The sequence below is a fragment of the Cupriavidus lacunae genome (assembly GCF_003353055.1).
GTDB classification, from domain to species: Bacteria; Pseudomonadota; Gammaproteobacteria; order Burkholderiales; family Burkholderiaceae; genus Cupriavidus; species Cupriavidus lacunae.
This window is the reverse complement of sequence record NZ_QKWJ01000050.1, coordinates 36,208-54,347: the sequence shown is the minus strand read 5'-3', so window position 1 is coordinate 54,347 and position 18,140 is coordinate 36,208. Positions and strand designations below refer to the sequence as shown.

Here is an 18,140-nt window from a genome sequence, read left to right as displayed (position 1 = left end):
AAATGCGACAGTAAACGCGAGACTTAGAGAGTTTACAAGTGCCGCTTCAACTCGTTGAAAGTAAACGCTTTTCCTGGGCGCTCTGGTCGCTTTGGAAGGTCAGAGATGTGTAAAACCGCATGCGCTAAGATGAGGAATATCGGAGAGAAAGCAGCGTGTTTCCCTCCTTTCGAACAGAGTCGGGCGACTGCGGTCGAGGCATGTCCCCTCAAACTAACGTCGCCTCTTTCCGCATTGCTCCTACGGCTTTCATCGAGGGAAGTCCCGTAACTGAGCATCCTCGGCCCCACAAGGCTTTGGCGAAATAGCCTGCCTATGTCCACCCCGCCATCGATCAGCGGGCCATGTCGACGATCCTCTCGGCCAGCGCGTCCCTCTCTGCCAATGCGAAGCCGGGGCATCTGTCGGCTGAACGTGCCCATTGCCAATCCGGCAATTCTCGCCGTACCCACCAAACGGGTGGAAGACGCCGGGATAGCCTTCGCAGCCGTCCAATCCGAGGGCCACCACGATACTCCGTGTCGCCGAAGGGCGAGTATCGGGTCCATCTCAGCAAGTCAACCCTGAGGGCTATCCATCAACTCAAGCGCGTCGTAACCGCACGCCAGGGCGTTGAGAACGACGACGTACGCCGACACCGACCGAGCGTCCAACGACATCAAAATCGTTGTCAGACTGAGCGTGACGTGCCGCAAGAATGCGACTGAATCCTGTGCCCCCGGGGATCTATAGCAATGCTCCGCGGTACCGGCAGCATCGGCGCAAGTTGAGCGCAGCTTGAATGAGGGGTGCAGCTTATCGATATATAAGCAATCATCCAGGTAGTTCACATGCCGTACTTCAAGTAGAACGATTAGCGGTCGGATTCCCCAAGCTCGCGGCGAAGCGGTGCCCGGCTCTTCTCGTTGTTCAATCGGACAAATTTCGAGAGGAGGGCAAGAAACGTGGCCTGCTCCTCTTTCGTCAGCGGGTCGAGCAACCGATGGCGCAGTTCATGCACGGACGGCACAAGCTCTTCCAAAAGCTCGGCCCCGGCACGAGTGAGTCGCAGTAGTCGATAGCGTTTGTTCTCCGGCGGCACGAAGCGCTCCACCAGCCCTCGCTCCTCCAAGCGGACTGCGAGCGATGCGGTGGTGGAATTGTCTAGGGCACACATCTTCGCAAGTGTGACCTGATCAATATCTGGATGATCCTGCAGGATGCGCAGAGCACCGTATTGGATCGGTGTTACTTCTTGTCCTATCACGGCATGGAACATCGAGACGGAGATCTGATGGGCACGGCGGATCAGGTGGCCGGGCTGGTCATAGAGATCTGTCGACAACTCCTCTTCGGGTCCGCTCGGCCTTTTGGTGCGGCTGGATGATGCAGTCTGGCGATTCATGGCCCTTCCCCTGAAATTTGAGTGCTAGGTATTAATACCTAGTACCGGTCCAGCAAAAAATTCTTTCGTGCACGGTTGATGATGAGTATACTGAATCTCAGATTGAGTACACTGAACGTCAACTGGAAAGCGCTCCTATTCGACAGATAGGGCCGGGCGCGCCATGGCTGACGCACCCTCACAAGGAGACACCATGTTTGCACTCAACCAGTGGTATGCCGGCGGTTTTTCATGGGAACTGACCGACAAGCCACTTGCGCGCACATTGCTCAACCAGCACCTGGTGCTGTTCCGCAGCGCCGACGGTGTCGCGGGCGCACTGGAAGATCGTTGCTGCCATCGGTCTTTGCCGCTGTCATGCGGCACCGTGGAAGAAAGTGGTATCCGGTGCGGGTACCACGGCTTGCTGTTCTCCCCGCAAGGAAAATGCCTGGAAATCCCGGGTCAAGCTCGCATCCCCGAAAAGGCTCGGGTTGCAAGCTTTCCCGTGATGGAAAGGGACAAGATCTTGTGGATATGGTTTGGCGCCCATCCCGACAGCGAACCCGATAGCGAGCCTCCCGCATATCGCTGGCATAACGACGAACGCTACGAGTATCGAGGTGGCGTAGTTCACTATCAAGCGCCATACCAGCTAATCCACGACAACCTGCTAGATCTAAGCCATCTCGGTTACGTCCATTTGCGAACGATTGGTGGCAATCCGTCCGTGCATATGAACGCAGAGATGAAGGTGGAAGGCACCGGCAACGCGGTACGGATCGTCCGGCACATGATGAACTCAGAGGCGCCGAAGACTTATGCGGATGCCTGGGGTTTCCGCGACCGGATCGACCGCTGGCAGGAGATTGAGTTCGATGTCAATCAGATTCGGATCTGGACAGGCGCAGTGGATGCTGGGACGGAGTCGCTGGGTGACCAGGATCGTGGCGGTTTCCACATGCGTGGTCTTCATTGCATTACGCCAGAGACCGATACGACCGCGCACTATTTCTGGACCGTTGCAACAAACCGGCCGCCATCCGGCAGCAGCAATCTGGATGTGGTTTATGAGCAGACAGCGTTGACCTTCGAGGAGGACAAAGTCGTAATCGAAGCGCAGCACCAAAACATGTGCCGCTTCGGAACCCAGCCACAGATCGACATACACGTCGACGCAGGAGCGAACCGAGCTCGCCGCATTATCGCAGCATTGACCGCCAAGCAGGCTAGCTAGTCCCGACCTCACGGACACCGTACAAATCGATACGGCAAGACGGCGCGAAGCGCCAGCTCGTCCAGCAATGAACCTAAATAACCAAAGACCGTGGTGTCGACGCCAGCAAGTCGAGGCTTCGACGCGCCCGCTCAGGAGGAGACCATGATACTCGATGTGCGAAAGGCCATTGACGAAAGCCCGATGTCCCGCTTTCAAATCATTGCCGTAACGGTATGTGTTGTCCTAAATATGCTCGACGGCTTCGATGTGCTGGCGATGGCATTCACGGCCGCACACGCTTCGGCCGAATGGCATCTGAACGGCAAGCAGGTCGGCATTCTGTTGAGCGCCGGCCTGCTGGGCATGGGAGCCGGCTCGCTCTTTCTCGCCCCGCTGGCCGACCGCTTTGGCCGCAGAACCATCATTCTGGCTTCCTTGCTGATCATTGCGGCAGGCATGTTGCTCTCGGCGCTCGCGCAAAGCCCCGACCAGTTAGCCGCGCTTCGTGCATTCACCGGTGTAGGCATCGGCGGGATGCTGGCTAGCCTTACCGTGATTACGGCTGAGTACTCTCCAAATCGCTGGCGTAGCGCCGCCATCAGTATGCAGTCGACTGGATATGCCCTGGGAGCAACGATCGGCGGCATCATCGCCGCACTCTTACTGACGCGCTTTGGCTGGAGAAGCGTGTTCCTGTTCGGCGGTCTGGCCACCGTGTCGACGTTGCCGCTCGTACTGGCCTGGCTGCCCGAGTCGCTCGACCACATCGTGATCAAGCGCCCCCAAGGTGCGCTCGAAAAGGTAAATAAGATCCTGAAGCGTATGGGTCATTTGCCTGCGGACGCGCTGCCCGCGGCTGCTCTACAGGACGCTGCCGCGATGGATCGGCGCTCTGGGTTCGTAGCGCTTCTATCTCCGGCGCTGGTGCTGCGAACGCTAATGATTTGGGCTGCATTCTTCCTCGTGATGGCCAGCTTCTACTTCGTCATGAGCTGGACGCCGAAGCTCTTGGTGCAGGCTGGGATGTCGGCTTCGCAGGGCATCACAGGAGGTGTTCTACTCAATGTCGGCGGGATGCTCGGCTGCATAGTGTTCAGCGTGCTATCGCCGCGAATCCGGTTGCGGTCGCTGTTGTACACGTACATCGCCAGCGGAGCCCTGTCGCTCGTGCTGTTCGGCTTCGTGACTTCCTCGCTTGAGGTTTCCATGATCGTCGCCCTCGTGATCGGCGCAACTATATCCGGCTGCATCGGTGGGCTGTATTCCCTGGCGCCACTTCTCTATCCGATTGAGGCGCGGGCGACGGGCATGGGTTGGGCGATCGGCATGGGACGCATCGGCGCCATTCTCGCGCCGCTAACGGTGGGACTGCTGATTGACGGTGGGTGGGCGATTGGCCATCTGTATTTCCTCTTCGCTGCGCCATTACTGGCGGCGGCGGTCGCAGTTTCGATCACCTTCGCAAGGATTCCCGCAGGCGTCGTTGACGCTCACTGCAAGCCCCAAGGCGCCGCTGCTACGTAATCGAACTGCTCAATTAGAGCGGCAGCGAATTTACCGCAGGCCGCAGGATAGCTGCTTGCGTGCATTGTTGTCAGTCATACAGTGGAGATAGAGATGTCAGGTAACCGAGGTGTTGTTTATGTCGCCCCAGGCAAGGTAGAAGTCCAGTCAATTGCCTTTCCGGAATTGGTCGAGCCGAGCGGTCGCAAGGCGAACCACGGAGTAGTGCTCCGTGTGGTGTCGACCAACATCTGCGGCTCAGATCAGCATATGGTGCGGGGCCGCACGACCGCTCCTGCGGGCCTCGTGCTCGGCCACGAAATCACCGGGGAAGTAGTCGAAGTAGGCTCGGATGTCACCACGCTGCAGACGGGTGACATTGTGTCGGTGCCGTTCAATGTCGCGTGTGGGCGTTGCCCGATGTGCAAGGAGATGAACACTGGCGTTTGCCTGAGCGTCAACCTTGCACGGCCAGGTGGTGCTTATGGCTATGTCGACATGGGGGGCTGGATCGGGGGGCAAGCCGAGTATGTGATGGTGCCGTATGCGGATTTCAATTTGCTGAAATTTCCCGATCGCGAACAGGCCATGGAGAAGATTCGGGACCTGACATGCCTGTCGGACATTCTGCCGACCGGGTACCACGGAGCTGTGACCGCCGGCGTCCGTCCCGGCTCGACGGTATATGTGGCTGGCGCGGGCCCGGTCGGGTTGGCCGCGGCTGCGTCGGCCCGCCTTCTTGGCGCAGCAGTCACGATCGTCGGCGACGTTAATAAGGTTCGGCTCGCACACGCGCGCAAGGTCGGTTTTCACACCGTGGACTTGTCCGAAGACGCTTCGCTCGCGGACCAGATTGCTGCCATCTTGGGCGAGCCGCAGGTGGATTGTGCTATCGACTGTGTCGGCTTCGAGGCGCGTGGCCACGGTCATAGCGGCTCGCATCAAGAAGCTCCTGCAACGGTCCTCAACTCACTGATGGAAGTCACGCGGGCCGCCGGCAAGATTGGCATTCCGGGGTTGTACGTGACGGAAGATCCTGGCGCAACGGACGCAGCGGCGCAGCGGGGCAGCCTGTCGGTTCGATTCGGCCTCGGTTGGGCAAAGTCGCACAGCTTTTTCACAGGGCAAACGCCGGTCATGAAATACAACCGGAACCTAATGCAGGCCATTCTATGGGATCGAATCAAGATTGCTGACATCGTCAACGTGCAGGTGATCACACTCGACGAGGCACCGCAAGGCTATCTGCAATTTGATTCCGGCGTGCCGAAGAAGTTTGTCATCGACCCGCATGGACTGCTCGCTAGCTGACGAAGAACTGCGTTGCGTCACGCGCCCCGGCGCGTGACCGCGCGGAATTCTTGAGGGCGATGGGCCCGAATGAGGATGAAAGATGTTTCTGAAAAATGCTTGGTATGTTGCGTGTACTCCGGACGAGATCGCAGAGAAGCCGCTAGGTCGCAAGATCTGTGGTGAGCAGATGGTGTTGTTCCGGCCCCAGGAAGGCGAAGTTACTGCGCTGGACGATTTCTGCCCCCACCGCGGCGCACCGCTGTCGCTTGGTTTCGTGCGTGACCGGCAGATCGTCTGCGGCTATCACGGACTCGCGGCAGATTGCTCAGGAAAATGTGCGAGCATGCCTGGCCAGCGTGTGGGCGGCTTCCCAAAGATCCGCCGCTATCCGGCCGTTGAGCGCTATGGCTTCGTCTGGGTGTGGCCAGGGGATGCTGCACTGGCGGATCCCGCTGCTATCCATCACCTTGAGTGGGCGGAAAACCCGGAATGGGCTTATGGCGGCGGCATGTATCACATCGGCTGCGACTATCGTCTGATGATCGACAATCTCATGGATCTCACCCATGAGACCTATGTACATGCCTCGAGCATCGGACAGAGTGAGATCGAGGAGGCTGCGCCCATCACGAAGACGGAAGGCGAAACGGTAGTAACAAGCCGGTTCATGGAAAACATTATGCCCCCACCGTTCTGGTCCGCTGCGCTTCGCGGCAACGGTCTGGCGGACGATGTGCCTTGCGATCGCTGGCAGATTTGCCGGTTCACGCCACCTAGCCACGTGATGATCGAAGTCGGCGTCGCCCATGCTGGCAAAGGCGGCTACCACGCCGACGCTACGGATAAGGCCGCTAGTATCGTGGTGGACTTCATCACGCCGGAAACGGAATCCTCGATCTGGTACTTCTGGGGCATGGCGCGCAACTTCAAGCCCGATGATGCCAACCTGACGGCGACTATTCGCGAGGGCCAGGGGAAGATCTTTGCGGAGGACATGGAGATGCTCGAGGCACAACAACGGAACGTGTCCACGAATCCCCATCGCAAGCTGCTGATGCTCAATATTGATGGTGGCGGGGTGCAGTCGCGGAGGATTCTTGACCGCCTCCGCCTGATCGAGGCGGAGCGCGTCACAGAGATAGGCGGCCAATCATGAAAGTGAAATTAGCGAAGAAGGTCGAAACGGCTACGGATATTTGTGCCTTCGAGCTTGTAGACCCAACCGGGAAGTCCTTGCCCGCGTTCTCTGCGGGCGCGCATATCGATGTCCACGTTGGCAACGGCTTGGTACGCCAGTATTCCCTGTGCAACGATCCGAACGATACACATCGCTATGTCCTTGGTGTGCTCCGGGACCCTAATTCCCGCGGTGGTTCGATTGCAATGCATGCTCAGGTCGAAGGGGCGGAGCTCGAGATCAGCGAACCCAGGAATCACTTTCCGCTCGCCAAGGAGGCGAAACACTCGATACTGCTCGCGGGCGGCATTGGTGTGACGCCAATACTTTGCATGGCAGAACGATTGACTCATCTCGAGGCATCGTTTGAGTTTCACTACTGCACGCGTGCGCCGGAACGAACCGCCTTCCGCGAACAACTCAGGCGGCCCGAGATGAAGGACCACGTGCGTGTCTACTTCGATACGGCTCCGCCTGGAGAGCGTATCGATCTGGAGGCGATTCTCGCAGGTCCCGATGCAGGCAAGCATGTTTATGTCTGCGGGCCATCGGGCTTCGTCGATGCGGTACTGACGCGTGCGAGAAACGCGGGCTGGGCTGAATCCAACCTCCACCGGGAGTACTTTACTGCTCCGAAGGGATATGTCGGTGCGAGTGACGCGTTTCAGGTCAGGCTCGCAAGCTCTGGAAGAGTCATAGCAGTCAAAGCCGAGCAGACCGTGGTGGAGGCGCTTGGTGCGTGCGGCGTCGAGATCCAGACTTCGTGCGAGCAAGGCATTTGCGGGACGTGTCTCACCCGCGTGCTGGAAGGCCAACCCGATCACCGCGACGCATACCTGACGGATGAGGAACGCGCGGCAAACGACCAGTTCCTGCCGTGCTGCTCACGCTCTAAGACTCCGATCCTGACGCTGGACCTGTAGGCGGCAAGCAGTAGGGGGCAATACCGGATCAATTCCAACGCTCCCGGTAGTTTCAGGCGCATATCAATCTGATAGATGCCTGAGCTCGCGCAACTAATTATAAAAGGGGAGGCAAAATGAAAGCTAAGAAGGTGGCAGTACTTATTGCCGCATTGATTCCGGCACTAGCTTCGGCGCAATCAGTGACCCTGTATGGGGTTATTGACACTGGGTTGGAATATGTCAACAACGTCGGCGCGGCGAAGGATCAGGTTTTTCAGATGCCAAGCCTGACGAGTACGGTGCCGTCGCGCTGGGGGATCCGTGGAACGGAGGACTTGGGTGCAGGCATGAAGGCTCTCTTCTGGCTCGAATCCGGCTTCTTGCCGGACAACGGGGGCAGTAGTCAGGGCGGCAGGCTCTTCGGGCGCCAGGCGTTGGTTGGCCTGTCCGGGGGATGGGGTCAGGTAGCGCTCGGAAGACAGTACACCATGCTGTTCTGGGCACTCGCTGAACCCGATATGCTGGGTCCAAATATCTTCGGCTCGGGCTCGCTGGACAACTATATACCGAATACGCGCGCGGACAACGCGGTTTCATACAAAGGGACTTTTGGAGGGTTGACGATTGGCGCGACGTACAGCTTCGGCCGGGATACGGTAAATGCCGGTCCTGGACCGGCCGGGGCCAACTGCCCGGGCGAGAACCCTGCTGATCATCGGGCGTGCCGGGAATGGTCGGCAATGCTCAAGTATGATGCGCAGCAATGGGGCGCGGCCGTCGCCTATGATTCGCTTCGTGGTGGTCCGGGGGCATTTGCCGGGTTGACGAGTAGCGCGCTTACCGATGATCGCCTCTCTGTGAATGGCTACTTCATGGCCGGGAAAGCAAAGATCGGCCTCGGTTGGCTACGCCGCGACAATAAGGCAAGTGCCACGCCACTCAGCGATCTCCTCTATACCGGCGTCTCGTATCCAATTACTCAGGCTCTCAGCGTCGATGTAGAAGCGTTCAACCTTCGATATCACAATAGTTCGAACAAGGCTTGGCTATTTGCCGCGCGGAGTACCTACGCTTTCACCAAGCGTACCTCTGCCTATATTACGGCTGGCTATATCAATAACGGCGGCAATCTTGCACTCTCAGTAAGCGCGCAGCCGGGCACCAATCCTAGCCCAGGTGGCAACCAACTTGGTGGCATGGCCGGTCTTAAGCATATCTTCTAGGTGCAAGCAAACAGGTCAACCGCTTGGTTTCGTGAGTTTATCGACAGCAAGCGCCCGGATTCGCTTTCGGTAGGAGGCATGCCCACCGTTGTGCGGCATCTCCGGCGACCTGTGCCGGACCGACAGGGCGCAATAGCGACTCCGAGAAAAAGATAATTTCCTACGCGTCATTACAAGGAGACATTGCTCATGACGAAAATACGCGTTGCCGCTGTTGGGGGTACCGTCCTGGTCGCCCTCATTGCCGGTTGCGGTGGGGGCTCTGACAGCCCTACACCTACTACTTCTCAGCCGGCATCGCCTAAGACGCCGCAAGACGCCTGCAGCGCCTTGGTTGGCATGACAATCCCGGCGGCGTCGATCGGTTTGCCCACTTCTGGCGCTTTGGTGCAAAACGCCACACTCGTCGACGCATCCGCGGACGGCAACTCCAACGGCGAATACTGCGCAGTGAAGGGGCAGATTCTTCCGGTAAGTGCCGACGCGCCGACCATGGAGTATCAGGTCAATCTCCCAACCGCGTGGAACAACAAGGCGTTGCAGCTTGGAGGCGGCGGCTATGACGGTTCGCTCGTCACGGGGCTTAATCCTTTTGCTCTGCAACCTGCCACCGTAACCATGCCGCTGAAGCAGGGTTATGTCACGCTGGGCAGCGATGGGGGGCACAAGGGTGGCCCTGGATTTGATGGAACGTTTGGTCTCAACGACGAGGCGCTGCTCAACTACGGCAAGCAGTCAGTCAAAAAGACACATGACGTGGCCATGATCATCGTCAAGGCTCGTTATGGCACGACGCCAAAGCGCTTCTACTTCATCGGCGGCTCACAGGGAGGGCACGAGGCGCTGGATGCCGCGGCGCGCTACGGTGCTGACTACGACGGCGTGGTTGCCAACTACCCGGCCTACAACGTGACGATGCTTCACCTCGGCGCGCTCAATCTTGGCAAGGCCCTGTATGCCAACGGCGGCACCGGTTGGATGAATGCCACCAAAACCAAGTTGCTCACCGACTCCGTCTATGCCGCGTGCGACGGTCTCGACGGAGTTAGTGACGGCATCATCAGCAATGTGGCGGGCTGCAACGCTGCATTCAATATCACTACGGTACGTAGCACGTTGCGCTGTCTCGGTGGCACTGACACTGGCGACACGTGCCTGTCCGATGCTCAGATCGATGCCGTTGACAAAATCGCCTCACCGTACCGCCCGGGCTTCCCTATCGCGGGTATGAGCGAGTATCCCCGTTGGGCTTTGCTTGAAGGCGCGCGGTATGCCGGTCAGTCGACGTTCGGGACGCGGCCGGTACCCACTAACCCGCCCTCCGCCGCATTGGACGCGCTCGAGTACAGGGCGGGTGCGGCTACGACCCAGTACATCATTACGCGCAATCCAAGTCTTGATCCGCTGACCTTCGATCCGTTGCAGTGGCAAGCGCGGACGCAGGAAGTGGGCACGATCATGGACGTCTCTAATGTGGACCTCGCGCCGTTCCGCGATCGAGGTGGCAAACTGATCCTGGTGCATGGAACGATTGACGATTTGATCTCGCCGCACAACACGGAGGCGTACTACGGGTATCACAAAGCCATCCAGGGTCAGGCGGCGATGGACTCCTTCGTGCGATTCTATATTGTTCCGGGCCTGGGCCACGGCTTCGGCACCTTCAACGCCAAGTACGACGGCCTCGGACTTCTCGACAACTGGGTTGAGCATGGTCAGGCGCCCGGAACGCTCACTGCTGTGGACGGCAACACCACCGGCGCAACAGCGGGCCGTACTCGGCCGATGTGCCAATACCCGGCATGGCCGAAGTTTACCGGTGCTTCGGGCGCCTCGCCAAATGACGCGGCCAACTTCACCTGCGTGACGCTGTAGCAGCCGTGGTAACAACGACGGTCTACTTTTCGTCCCCTCACTGGAGAGGCCCCTTGAAGAAGCCGTCTATCGCCGGTGCGTTCACACGCACCGGCGTGTACCTCAGCGCAGCCCGAGCAAACGTAAGCAACTACATTTGGCCTTTCTGCAGACTGATGCGCTGCTGGCTCCGATGAAATCCGCTGACTCGCTTCTCATTTAATTGTCGAGGCTTTAGATTCCGAGACTGAAGTGGCCACGATTACCGCGCGGCTGCTTCCCATTGGGTATCCCTTTGTTTTCGATGCAATTTACCGGGTTAGCACCCCAAGCATTCATGCGGGTTTCCGGCCGATGCCCAGAAGATATCCCCATAAAATCAATCACTTGCTGACTGGTCCATTTTCCGCATCCACAGATACCGATCTGTAGCATGGGCGTGGCAGTAGGGAAGGGCGGTCAGCCTCCGAAAAGCCGAGTCGGAGCCGACGAGCGGATGACGGCAAGCGCTCGGCGGTCAGGGGATGCATGTCGCCGGTGTGACTATTGCGGACCCAGAGGTATCAGTTCTTTGGTGCAGCCCTCTGAGCCGCTTTCAAAGCAAAAACGGTTACGCCGTACGCCACTGCGAAGATGAGTCGGACTGGAACGCCGAGGTGGGCATGAGCCGATGCGCATAGCGCGCGATGGGAAACTCAAAAGTGCCCCGCAGGTTGATTCCCTCGAGATGGGGTAATCGTCCTTTTCCTGCAGATTGATACGGTTATTAATCGGTCCCGAGTTCTTTGTTGACGGGGCTGCTGCTTATTCGCTTGACATTGCGGCCATCTGAGCACTTGTCGTACAGTTTTGTCCCGAACGACACCCAGAAAAGTGCAGATGTCGGCATTTGCGTATCGCTACGTTGGCAGGGAAGAGTTGCCTGCCCGCTTGACAGAATTTGACCTGCAGCAGTTTTTTCAGCTCACCAGTGCTGACATCGCGGCAATACGGGAGCGGTTTCGGGCCGACAGATTCGCCGCGGTCGGCCTACAACTCGTTTGCCTCCGGGCCTTCGGTGGGCCGTTAGACCGGTTTGCTGCCGTTCCGCGAAATCTCCTTCAGTACGTGTGCGAAGCTTTCTCCGCGCCGCTACTGTCGATTGCCAGCCTGAAGACGCTGTACCAACGACGCCCGACGTTGTACGAGCATCAGCAATGGGTCAAGGAGCACCTTGGCATCAAGCCGTTCGATGTCACCACTCAGGCCGCTTTGCTGGAAATGCTCCGCGTGCAAGCTGCCGCAGCGGCAGACGTGGATGAACTTATCGCCACCGCTCAGCGGTGGCTCTACGATCGCTGCCGCCTCATTCCCGGCCAGCGCCAGATCACCGACATGGCACGGCATGCATTTTCCGGCTACGAGGCGCAAATGCTCGCAGCGGTCAACCGCGCAGTGCCGGCGGCCACGCTGCAGCAATGCATGAAATCCGTCGGCAGTCCACGGGCTGACGGCTCTGCAACGCACCTCGAGTGGATCAAGGCGCCTTCCAGGCGCAACGGCCCCAAGAACCTCGCTGAAACGCTGGACAAGATCCGTTACCTGAAGGCCCTCGCTGTGCACGAGTGGAATCTGGATGACATCGCGTTGCCCAAACTGCGTGCCTATGCGCAGAAAGTGCAAGCAAGGCGTCCGGCCAAGACCAAAACACTGAAGGAGAGCACCCAGGCGCTTGAACTGGTGTGTTTTCTACGGATGAGTTTGCTGGAACTCACCGATATCGCGATGCACCAGACCATCCGACGCAGCCAGGATTTGTTTCGACGCGCGGCCAGCACAGCGCAGTCGACGCACACCCGCTCCGCCATGGAAGACAGGCAGCAGGCGCTCAAGGCCAAGGCCGTCCTGCAAGACAAGAGCAAGTCGACCGAGTAGCGAGTGGATGAAGCCCTGAAGCACCTGGCCGTCGTCACCGACGCGGCGCATTCGAGCTTTGCGTCACACGTGCGCGCGGCGCTGACCGGTGACCATCAGCGGATTCACGCTCTGCTGGCGGGCCTGGAAAGCCTGGAATTCGGCGGCAGGGAGGACGATCCCGGCTTTGCGAACCTCGAGGCGTGGCGCGACCTGCAGACAAGGAAGCTCAATGCTCTGCCAGAAGACTTTATCGTGACCGGCGTTGGCACGGCGTGGCATGACCTCGTCCATGATCCTGACCCAAAGCGCGGCTATCAGGCCTTCTCTGCCTGCACGATGATGTCGCTGCGAAATAGCCTGCGTCGGGGCAGCGTATGGATTGACCACTCGATGCGCTTTGGTGATGGCGACCAAATGCTCATCCCTGCCAAGGAGTGGGAGCGCGACCGTGTCAAGTATCTCGGGCTATTGGGCCTGCCAGCCGCGGCTGATACCTTCATCGAACAGCTACTGGATACGCTTCGTGCTGGTGTGGCTGCGGTGGCCGAGGCCTCTGCTAAAGGCAAGATCGAAATTGGAGACGATGGCATGCTTCACCTGCCGGCGATTGTGGCGCTGGAGCAAGACGATGAGCCGCGCCGCACGCGCGACTTGATCTACAAGACAATCGGCGATGTGCAGTTCCCAGACCTATTGCTGGAGGTCGACGCCTCGACCAATTTTAGCGAGGTGCTGCTCGGGCACCGGGCGAAGTCCGTGGCCGAACTGCTGTCGACCTATGCGGCCTTGCTCGCCCATGGCACCGAGATCGATGCCAAGGGCATCGCTGCGATGATTCCCGGCATCGACACCGCCCAGGTGTCACTTGCCATGCGGGGGCTGGAGACCCATGGCCGTTTGCGCCGGGCCAACGAGGTGGTAGCTGAATTTCAAGGAAAGATCCCATTAGCCACGCACTGGGGCACCGGAAAAAAGGCATCGGCCGACATGATGTCACTAGACGTATCGCGACATCTGTGGATTGCCCGTGTTGATCCACGTCGACGCACCTACGCGACCGGCATCTACGCCCACGTGCTCGACAAGTGGGGCATCGTCTATGACCAACCGATTATCTTGAACGAGCGTCAGGCTGGGGTGGCCATCGAGGGCGTAGAGCAGCACAACCGCAGCGAGGACCATATCCGCCTGTCGTTACTGGCAGTGGACACGCACGGCTTTATTGTTACGTGGACATTGTCATCATTCCGCCATAGGTAAGGCATATAGATAAGGAAAGACATGTCGCCAGGCTGGCAGGGCTGCGCAGGGCGTAGCCCGAAGCGGGCCTGCCAGCCTGGCGACACTACCGACCGACAAACGGCGAACCAGGGGGGCTCCTGCGTTATGTGCCGATGCCTTGTCCATGGTCGGGAGCTAACCAGTGCTTCGAAAGGAGCCTGCCATGGCCGTTCGCAACACCCTTTTGCCCAATGGGCAAAGAAGCGTCTTGCTGCTGGATGACGCTGGCGGACCTGTCCAGGTCATCAATGACTACCTGCGACACCTTGCGGCGCGAAACTGTTCGCCAAACACGCTGATTGCCTATGCCCACGATCTGCAACACCTGTGGCGCTTCCTCACGCAACGGCGACTGAAGTGGGAAGAGTTCAGGGTGTGGCATACCGTCGAACTTCTTGGCTATTTGCGATCGCTACGGATTCCATTGTCGCCTCGCCGGCGTTCGATCGCCGAGGCGCTGACGATCGACGGAAGGGCAATGGCGCAATTGGCCCCGGCCACTGTCAACCGGATACTTGCAGCCGTCTCGTCGTTCTATGATTTCGCAATTCTCTCGGCACAACTGGACAGTGCTAACCCGCTTGAGAAGACGCTTGATCACCAACAGCAGCGCGTGACCAGTAGGCATCGACCTTTCATGGACGGCGCGAGCCGTCAAAGGCCGTTGCGCAGGCGGGTGTCCGTAAAGACCGTGGACCGGTTGCCTCGCCCGATGTCCGATGAACAGATCGACGCGCTTTTCGGGGAGCTTCATTGCCAACGTGACCGGGCAATTCTGCGATTGATGCTGGATGGTGGGTTACGACCAGGAGAGGCGTTGGGCCTGCATTTGGAAGACGTCCGGTACGGCCAGCGTCGCGTCATGGTGCGATATCGCAATGATCATCCGAAGGGCGTACGGGCTAAGTCTCGCTTCGAACGCGTTGTTGATCTGCACGATCCCACCACGCTGGAAATTGTGAACATGTACGTCATGACCGAAAGGCCGAACGACGGAGACAGTCCCTTCGTATTTCTCATCGGTGGCGCCGGGAGACGCCGGCTCGAACCACCCGGCTATCCTGCCTTGTTCAAGCTGTTTATCAGGGCCTGTGAGCGAGCCAAAATTCGGGAGCCATGGGTAACGCCGCACAGCCTGCGCCACACCCATGCCACCCGTATGTGGGAGGCGGGGATGCGTGAGCTGACGCTCCAGAAGCGGCTCGGCCATGCATCCCCAGAGTCGACGCGCATCTACACCCGCATCTCCGATCGACAGGTCGTCGCCGATTATCGACAAGCGCTGGGCCTTGATGATGTCGAACCGGTGAGCGGCGTTCCGGTGACCACCTGAGCGATCTAGGATGATCGATGCCGCGACCAACAAACGTTGCAGCGAAACCGCTCGATACACCACATCGAGCTTGTTCGTATTGCTCCGAGTCTGAATATGCAGAGTTTGCCAATGCGCTGCCCGGGTCTCCCACCCGATGCTGCCGCAGGCTTAATGATATGCGCCGCTTCGTACGTCGCTGGCCAGACCTTCGAGCCTGGTTTGCGGAGCCCCTTGCCGTCCGTGTCGGCAGTGTGCCTGCGAGAAAGCAGTATGGGCTTGATGCCGAAATTTCCCACACCGGACGGCCGTTTCTTCTGTTCCTGGGGCTTCGCGGCTTGTTGCAGTTCGACTATCCATGGCTCTTCGCCAGCAGCCCACTGTACGTTCCAGAGATGGCGCGAGAAATGGGGCTGGAACTGGGCATCGACGCCCTTCGGAGTGATGCCCAGCGACTGGGTTTTGGCAAGTTTGGGATCGACGCGACGTTGCGCTGGACCGTGAGCCGGGTGATATTGCACACCGGGTGCATCGACGCCTCCACGTTCGGCGGTGAGCATGTGCACGGACTTCGCGCAGGGATAGCGGCGTTCCTTGCCAGTCGCGACCTGCACGAGTTCTATCCGAGCGCCTCAGGCAACTTCGAGGCGTTTCGCAAGAGCTGGACATTGCGTGTGAATCAGCTTGAGTTGCTGCTGTTCCATCGAGAACAACTGGATGCACAGCCGAAGAAGTTCATGCGCAGCATTAAGGAACGAAAGCCCATTGTGCCGCGCATGCAGGACGTGGTGGACCGCTGGCTCGTGGCGCGTAACGCGACGGATCGTCCGCTAAGCGTGCAGAAGTTCGAGCTCGCGCTATATCGATTTATGGTGTGGCTGAACAATGAGCGGCCGGCGGTGGAGAGCTTTGCGCAGGTCACGCGAGACGATGTCCTGGAATATCTGGTGGCATTATCGACGCAGCCGAGCCCGCGAACGGGGCAGCCCTTGGGCACACTGGCTCGACGCGCGCATGTTTCCGCGCTGTCACAATTCTTTCGTAACACAGCCGCGTGGGAGTGGGATGACACACCGGGGCGACCGTTGCTCGGCATCGGGGATCTGCCAAAGATGCCAGTACGAGTTCCACGATTCATTCCAGCAGATGAGCTTGCGCGTCTGATGGTTGCCGTCGGAAATCTGGAGTGTCCGTATCAACGTACTGCGTTGCTCATCGCTCGATGGACCGGGGCTAGAAAGGGAGAGATCCAGCGACTGTCCGTTGATTGCCTTGATAGCTATCTTGACGGCACGGCCCGTCTGCGCCTGCCAGCGGGCAAGACCTACCGGGAACGCGTCGTGCCGTTGCATGAGGAAGCGGCAATTGAACTGAGGAAGTTGATCGCAGCACGGACTCAGGGACGCGAGCGTGCACTGACCGATGAACTGACGGGAACGCCAACGCGATACGTGTTCATGGCACACGGCAGACTGCTCTCATGCGCATACCTCTTCCAGGCTTCGTTGAAACGCGCCTGCGAAGTCGCCGGCACTGTCGACGAGAATGGGCGTCGGACCATTAGTCCTCATCGCTTCCGTCACACGGTCGGTACGCAACTGGCCGAACGCGGAGCGAAGCTGCATACGATCATGAGCATACTGGGGCATCGCAGTGCATCGATGTCGCTTGTCTATGCACAGATCAGTGATCGCGAGGTGTTGCGCGACTACAAGTCCGTTCTGGAACCCGGGGCGATCCTTGCAGGTCCCGCGGCGGAGCAACTCCGCAGCGGTGCCTTGCCGAGGTCTTCCGTAGACTGGCTAAAGTGCAATTTCTTCAAGACCGAACTGGAACTCGGTCACTGCTTGCGGTTACCGGCCGAGGGGCCGTGCGAATGCGATATGTACTTGACGTGCGCCAAGTTCGTGACGACCCCGGCATATGTGCCACGACTGCGCGAGCGACGGAAGCTAGAACTGACGCTGGCTACGGATGCACAGGCTCGCGGTTGGCCCAAGGAACGAGAACGGCATCTTTCCATCGCCGAACGCATCGCGCGACTTCTGATCGATTTGGGAGAGCCAGGGCACGGCCCAGACTGACGCTGCGCCGATTGGGAGGGAAGTCGAATGATTGGCCAAAAATGCGATTTGTCCATATAAACACGAACGCCGCGATGGCCTTGGCCAAGGGCTTGAGTTTCGATCTATGTCCGCGGCTGCGCGATCTGGCGGAGCGCAAGCTGTACCTCCCCGCAGAGTTCAAAGTGCCGGAAGGTATCGAGCGTGTCACCACGAAGCGGTTGTCCTTGAGAGCCATACGCCTGGGTTGGGACGATTTCCTACGGGTGCTGGCATCGATCCGTATCGGCCGCATTAGCGCTGAGCTCGCCATGCAACGGTTGGGCAGCGCCGCCCGGACCAACAAGGCGCACAAAGCTGCCGAGCACCTCGGCCGGCTGTTGCGTAGCATCTTCCTGTGCGACTACGTGACCATTGAAGACTTCCGCCGCGAAATCCATACGTTGCTCAGCCGAGGCGAGTCGGTGCACCAGTCGCAGCGCGCGATCCATGGTGGCCGGGTACCACACGAACGCGGACGGCGAGGCGATGAGCTGACGGCGATCTCGGGGGCGCACGCGCTTCTGACCAACATCGTTCTGGCGTGGAATACCCACCGCATGAACGATGTCGTCGAGCGACTTCGCAAGGGGGGCACGAACATCGAGGACGCTTGGCTGCGCCGCATGGGGCCGGGGCATTCCGGGCACATCAACTTCCGGGGGATTCTCAGCTTCGGTGTCGAGCGCTACATTGACGCGCTGATCCAAGGCCGTGGCGCAACAATCCGACAGGCTATGGCATAACTGCAACATCAAACGCCGTAGAGCAAAATCTGCCACAGATTGGCACACCGCAGTGGCTCGAGGCAGAAATACGGCAGTACCTTCGCAGCGGCAGCTAAGACAGCAGCTTCGCAGGCTGGCCACGCATACTTTGGCGAGACGGCGCCTGCTAACCGCGTATCAATCCGCAAAGAAAGGACGGTGCAGCGCGGAACGAAGAATCACTAAGTCATTGTTCTGGAACGTCTTTTTAATCCTGACCGTATCAATCTGCTGCAAAAGGACGA

Annotated in this window: 10 protein-coding genes and 2 pseudogenes; 11 read left to right on the top strand and 1 reads right to left on the bottom strand. The window is 59.0% G+C overall.

Annotated features, from left to right (window positions below; genetic code table 11):
* Positions 1-853: 853 nt before the first annotated feature.
* Complete coding sequence (locus DN412_RS28615; RefSeq protein WP_115214652.1) at positions 854-1,384, bottom strand: MarR family winged helix-turn-helix transcriptional regulator; 531 nt, start codon at positions 1,382-1,384, stop codon at positions 854-856.
* A gap of 193 nt (positions 1,385-1,577) precedes the next feature.
* Between DN412_RS28615 and DN412_RS28610 the strand changes: the two genes are divergently transcribed.
* From DN412_RS28610 to DN412_RS28560, 11 genes and pseudogenes are all read left to right on the top strand, one after another.
* Complete coding sequence (locus DN412_RS28610) at positions 1,578-2,600, top strand: aromatic ring-hydroxylating oxygenase subunit alpha (protein WP_208647674.1); 1,023 nt, start codon at positions 1,578-1,580, stop codon at positions 2,598-2,600.
* Positions 2,601-2,744: 144 nt separating this feature from the next.
* Complete coding sequence (locus DN412_RS28605; RefSeq protein ID WP_115214650.1) at positions 2,745-4,106, top strand: MFS transporter; 1,362 nt, start codon at positions 2,745-2,747, stop codon at positions 4,104-4,106.
* Between the two features lie 93 nt (positions 4,107-4,199).
* Positions 4,200-5,396 (top strand): formaldehyde dehydrogenase, glutathione-independent, encoded by a 1,197-nt coding sequence (fdhA, locus tag DN412_RS28600; RefSeq protein ID WP_115214649.1) that lies wholly within the window; start codon positions 4,200-4,202, stop codon positions 5,394-5,396.
* 82 nt (positions 5,397-5,478) lie between these two features.
* Entirely contained in the window at positions 5,479-6,534 is a 1,056-nt protein-coding gene (locus DN412_RS28595; RefSeq protein ID WP_115214648.1) for an aromatic ring-hydroxylating oxygenase subunit alpha, read from the top strand.
* Positions 6,531-7,478 (top strand): PDR/VanB family oxidoreductase, encoded by a 948-nt coding sequence (locus tag DN412_RS28590; protein WP_115214647.1) that lies wholly within the window; start codon positions 6,531-6,533, stop codon positions 7,476-7,478. Before DN412_RS28595 ends, DN412_RS28590 begins: the two co-directional genes overlap by 4 nt.
* 116 nt (positions 7,479-7,594) lie before the next feature.
* The gene (locus DN412_RS28585; protein WP_115214646.1) at positions 7,595-8,683 is read left to right on the top strand and encodes a porin; all 1,089 of its coding nucleotides are present in this window, start codon (positions 7,595-7,597) and stop codon (positions 8,681-8,683) included.
* Between the two features lie 189 nt (positions 8,684-8,872).
* Positions 8,873-10,558: a tannase/feruloyl esterase family alpha/beta hydrolase gene (locus tag DN412_RS28580; protein ID WP_115214645.1), complete on the top strand. Its 1,686-nt coding sequence runs from the start codon at positions 8,873-8,875 to the stop codon at positions 10,556-10,558.
* Positions 10,559-11,416: 858 nt separating this feature from the next.
* Positions 11,417-13,654, top strand: a pseudogene (locus DN412_RS28575) (Tn3 family transposase); the annotation flags it as partial.
* Positions 13,655-13,877: 223 nt separating this feature from the next.
* Positions 13,878-15,047, top strand: coding sequence for a tyrosine-type recombinase/integrase (locus tag DN412_RS28570; RefSeq protein WP_115214644.1), 1,170 nt, complete (start codon positions 13,878-13,880; stop codon positions 15,045-15,047).
* A 158-nt stretch (positions 15,048-15,205) separates the two neighbouring features.
* Positions 15,206-17,110 carry a tyrosine-type recombinase/integrase gene (locus tag DN412_RS44135; RefSeq protein WP_115214643.1) on the top strand — a complete coding sequence of 635 codons (1,905 nt, stop codon included), beginning with the start codon at positions 15,206-15,208 and terminating at the stop codon, positions 17,108-17,110.
* A gap of 53 nt (positions 17,111-17,163) precedes the next feature.
* Positions 17,164-17,874, top strand: a pseudogene (locus DN412_RS28560) (Tn3 family transposase); the annotation flags it as partial.
* Positions 17,875-18,140: the final 266 nt, after the last annotated feature.